This window comes from Alicycliphilus sp. T452 (assembly GCF_054512775.1).
The window spans coordinates 1-3,295 of sequence record NZ_JBTNEH010000058.1 but is presented as its reverse complement, the minus strand read 5'-3'; the positions used below and the strand labels follow the sequence as shown (position 1 = coordinate 3,295).

Below are 3,295 nucleotides of genomic sequence, written 5' to 3'. Positions count from 1 at the left end.
ACGCCACGAATCGCAGATTTGAAAGTGAACAGGAAAGTCAATGAAATCAACGATCTACCAACACCACCTCCGCGCCAGTGCTAGCTTTTCGTACCGTCACTTATTGCACTGAAAACGAGGAGACCCCTATTTGAACCGGACATGCTGCCAGACCCACGGCGTCTGGGGTGGAATATGCAACTGTTCACTGACATCTTCGCCGATGCGGTGCAGCGCGCCCTGACAGCCTGCGGCGCTGCAGAAGTGCTCGCGCGCTGATAATTCACGACCCATTTGCGCAACAGGTTGGCGTTCACGCCATGTTTGAGGGCCATTCCCGCCAGCGATACGCCCGGCTGCAGGCATGCCTGGGCCAGCCGACGTTTCGATTGTGAATCATAGCGCCGCCGGCCATCGCGCCGTGTGCTGGTCACCACCAGCCCTAACTCTGAGTCATTCCGATTCTCTTGCATAGGTGTCCACCTCCATACGTGGACACCTATGCTCCACTCATTCACATCGTTACGCTATGTGCAGGGAAATTCGCGCTTACAGAAGATCAAGGCCAGAGTGGATGCCGCCAAGCTCGCCGGCAAGGATGAAATCGGCGTGCGCGTGGGCAAAATTATCAACCAGTACAAGGTCGCCAAGCACTTCGAACTCGTCATTGAGGATGCGGCGTTCGTGTTCCGGCGCACGCCCGCCAGTATCACTGCGCAAGCCGCGCTGGATGGCATTTACATCGTTCGCACCTCGGTGCCGGCTACGCACATGGCGGCGGCAGATTGCGTGCGCAACTACAAGTCACTGGCCAACGTCGAGCGCGCCTTCCGCTCGTTCAAAACCATCGACCTCAAGGTGCGCCCGATTCATCACCGTCTGGCCGATCGGGTACGCTCACACATCTTCCTGTGCATGCTCGCGTACTATGTCGAGTGGCACATGCGCGAAGCCTGGCGTGAGCTCATGTTTGCCGATGCCGGCCAGGCGCTCTCAGGCAGCGCTGACCAAGGTCGCCCGCGACACCCTCGACGACGACACCCCAGTGCACAGCTTTGGCACTTTGATGGCTGAACTTGCCACCATCGTGCGCAATACCTGCCGCACACCACAGGCCGCGAAAAGCGTGCCTACCTTCGAAGTCCTCACGAGCCCCAACGCGAAGCAACAGCGTGCGATCGAACTGCTACGGCAGATCAAAGTGTAGACAGAAAGCGAAAGGCGAATTTCAAGCCAAGCGTTTGAAAATACAGAGAAAACTCGCTCTTCGCTTACTGGAACTTCAGGTTAGCACGACGTCAGTCTTCCCGACCTCGCGCTGATCGTCCCTGCTCTCCCTGAAATCCGTCGTTCTCGATCGGGGCGAAGGCGATCAAGAACAACGGCGCAGCAGGTGCATCAAATGTCGAAGAACACGGTTTCTTCTGGTCCTTGCAGGTAAATGTCGAATCGATATACCACCTGGCTGGCGCTTGCTTCGCGTTGGCCGATAAGGGTCTTGCGCCGCACTTCCCACTCGATGCCGTTGAGCACCGGATCATTCGCATTAGCCTCTTCCTCATCGGAGAAGTACATGCGGGTATTCAAGCCGATGTTGATGCCACGTGCCACAATCCAAAGGTTGATGTGCGGGGCCATCAACCTGCCGTTACGGCCAACTACCGCCCCGGGCTTGACGGTATCGAAGGTACAGAGACCGGTATCGAAGTCAGTGCAGCCTCTTCCCCACCCATGAAAGTGTGGATCGGCGGCCTTGTCTTGCTTGTCGCCAGGGTGCGCGTAGCGTCCAGCGGCATTTGCCTGCCAGATTTCGATGAGCGCGTCGCGCACCGGCGTGCGCAAACCGTCAAACACCCTGCACTCGACCCGAATGCGTTCGCCCTTGGACTGCGGTGAGACCAGCACGTTGTCGAAGTTTTTCTCGAAAATATCGAAACCAGCCTGCTGCGGGGCTAGTCCAATATGTAGATACGGACCGGCTGTTTGCGAAGCGGTTTCAGCAAGCATTTTTATTTGCCGTGGCATCACTTAGCTCCTTGAATACGGTTTTCGAACCATGTGGCCCGACGGCCGCGCAATACGACATCAAAGCGATAGGCCCGGCTGTCAAGCGTGACAAAAGCACTCGGATCTTGTAACGCAATCAGCCCGCGGACTTGTTCTTCGCTGGGAACAGTTTGCACAATTGGACAGGTGGCGATCAAGGGATCACCTTCGAAGTACATCTGGGTAATGAGACGCTGAGCCCAGCCATCACCGGATAGTGAGAAGTGGATGTGCGCAGGCCGCCAGTCTGTTGTGCTGCCGCTTCGCACTGGGTAGGGGCCGGGCTTGATCGTGCGGAAGAAGTAGTAGCCGTTCGCATCTGTGAGCACCCTGCCACATCCGCCAAAATTCGGGTCGATCGGTGCGATATATTGATCTTTCTTGTGTCGGTAGCGTCCGCCGGCATTGGCCTGCCATACCTCGACGAGCGAATTTCGAACTGGTCGACCAAGTTCGTCGAGCACATAGCCGTGCACGATGATGCGTTCTCCGATCGGCAGGCCGTCTTTCGCATAGTTCATGATCAGGTCGTTATCAATCGCTCCGAGATCCTCGCGGCGGAACGACGGGGCAGTGACCTCCGACAGCGAGTTATGCAGCGTAATGAGCGCATTGCGTGGGGAGCGCAGCACGGTAAACCTGTAGTTTGGCGTATGGGCTGGAGGATGTACCGCGGGGTTCCGCTGTATGAATTCTCCGGACGGGTCAGCATCAGCTGTCATGCAGATCTCCTGTTAATAATGGTGCAGCATATAGTGGGCAGCAGGCGGCGGGCATACTGTCGGATTGGCTTGCGCAAATCACATAATTGATTCTATCTCCAATCATATAGTATGCACACATACAAATCAAATATGCGGAGTAAATTTCATTTGTTAACGTGATCCGGGCCATCGCGGATGACCAGGCAACCGGGCCCGGATGCTCTTCAACGACCGGAAGCCATCCGCCCGCCAGCTGCGCGCCCAACGAGCAGCGGAGAACAAGATTCTCTACCGCTGCGCGTGCTGCCACGGACTGTTCCCGCCGGCTGAGATGGACGCCAACGCTGAGGTCCTGGCTGCCGCTCGAGCGTTTACCGACAACCATGCCGCCGTCGAGAACGCGGTGCTGTGGTGCCTTGAGTGCCACACTCGTTTCTACCTGGGGTCTCCTCGTTTTCAGTGCAATAAGTGACGGTACGCAAAGCTAGCACTGGCGCGGGGGTGGTCTGGGTAGACCGTTGATTTCATTGACTTTCCTGTTCGCTTTGTAAACGGGTATGGTGGCC

Annotated in this window: 5 protein-coding genes and 1 pseudogene; 2 read left to right on the top strand and 4 right to left on the bottom strand. The window is 56.8% G+C overall.

Annotated features, from left to right (window positions below):
* Positions 1–126 precede the first annotated feature (126 nt).
* Positions 127–273 (bottom strand): IS66 family transposase zinc-finger binding domain-containing protein, encoded by a 147-nt coding sequence (locus tag ACX12L_RS22825; protein ID WP_459264557.1) that lies wholly within the window; start codon positions 271–273, stop codon positions 127–129.
* Positions 237–452, bottom strand: a pseudogene (locus ACX12L_RS22820) (transposase); the annotation flags it as partial. The gene ACX12L_RS22825 and the pseudogene ACX12L_RS22820, both read right to left, overlap by 37 nt.
* A gap of 28 nt (positions 453–480) precedes the next feature.
* On the opposite strand from ACX12L_RS22820, the gene ACX12L_RS22815 reads away from it, so the two are divergent.
* Positions 481–1,053 carry an IS1634 family transposase gene (locus ACX12L_RS22815; protein WP_459264556.1) on the top strand — a complete coding sequence of 191 codons (573 nt, stop codon included), beginning with the start codon at positions 481–483 and terminating at the stop codon, positions 1,051–1,053.
* A gap of 324 nt (positions 1,054–1,377) precedes the next feature.
* Here the strand turns inward: ACX12L_RS22815 and pcaG are convergent, their stop codons facing one another.
* Positions 1,378–2,004 carry a protocatechuate 3,4-dioxygenase subunit alpha gene (gene pcaG, locus ACX12L_RS22810; protein ID WP_459264555.1) on the bottom strand — a complete coding sequence of 209 codons (627 nt, stop codon included), beginning with the start codon at positions 2,002–2,004 and terminating at the stop codon, positions 1,378–1,380.
* Entirely contained in the window at positions 2,004–2,747 is a 744-nt protein-coding gene (gene pcaH / locus ACX12L_RS22805; protein WP_413914539.1) for a protocatechuate 3,4-dioxygenase subunit beta, read from the bottom strand. Before pcaH ends, pcaG begins: the two co-directional genes overlap by 1 nt.
* A 199-nt stretch (positions 2,748–2,946) precedes the next feature.
* Between pcaH and ACX12L_RS22800 the strand changes: the two genes are divergently transcribed.
* Positions 2,947–3,201: a hypothetical protein gene (locus tag ACX12L_RS22800; RefSeq protein ID WP_459264554.1), complete on the top strand. Its 255-nt coding sequence runs from the start codon at positions 2,947–2,949 to the stop codon at positions 3,199–3,201.
* Positions 3,202–3,295: the final 94 nt, after the last annotated feature.

Excerpts from the sequence above, each read along its gene's own strand:
- ACX12L_RS22825 (WP_459264557.1), bottom strand. The coding sequence starts at position 273 with ATGGGTCGTGAATTATCAGCGCGCGAGCACTTCTGCAGCGCCGCAGGC.
- ACX12L_RS22815 (WP_459264556.1), top strand. The coding sequence starts at position 481 with ATGCTCCACTCATTCACATCGTTACGCTATGTGCAGGGAAATTCGCGC.
- pcaG (WP_459264555.1), bottom strand. The coding sequence starts at position 2,004 with ATGCCACGGCAAATAAAAATGCTTGCTGAAACCGCTTCGCAAACAGCC.
- pcaH (WP_413914539.1), bottom strand. The coding sequence starts at position 2,747 with ATGACAGCTGATGCTGACCCGTCCGGAGAATTCATACAGCGGAACCCC.
- ACX12L_RS22800 (WP_459264554.1), top strand. The coding sequence starts at position 2,947 with ATGCTCTTCAACGACCGGAAGCCATCCGCCCGCCAGCTGCGCGCCCAA.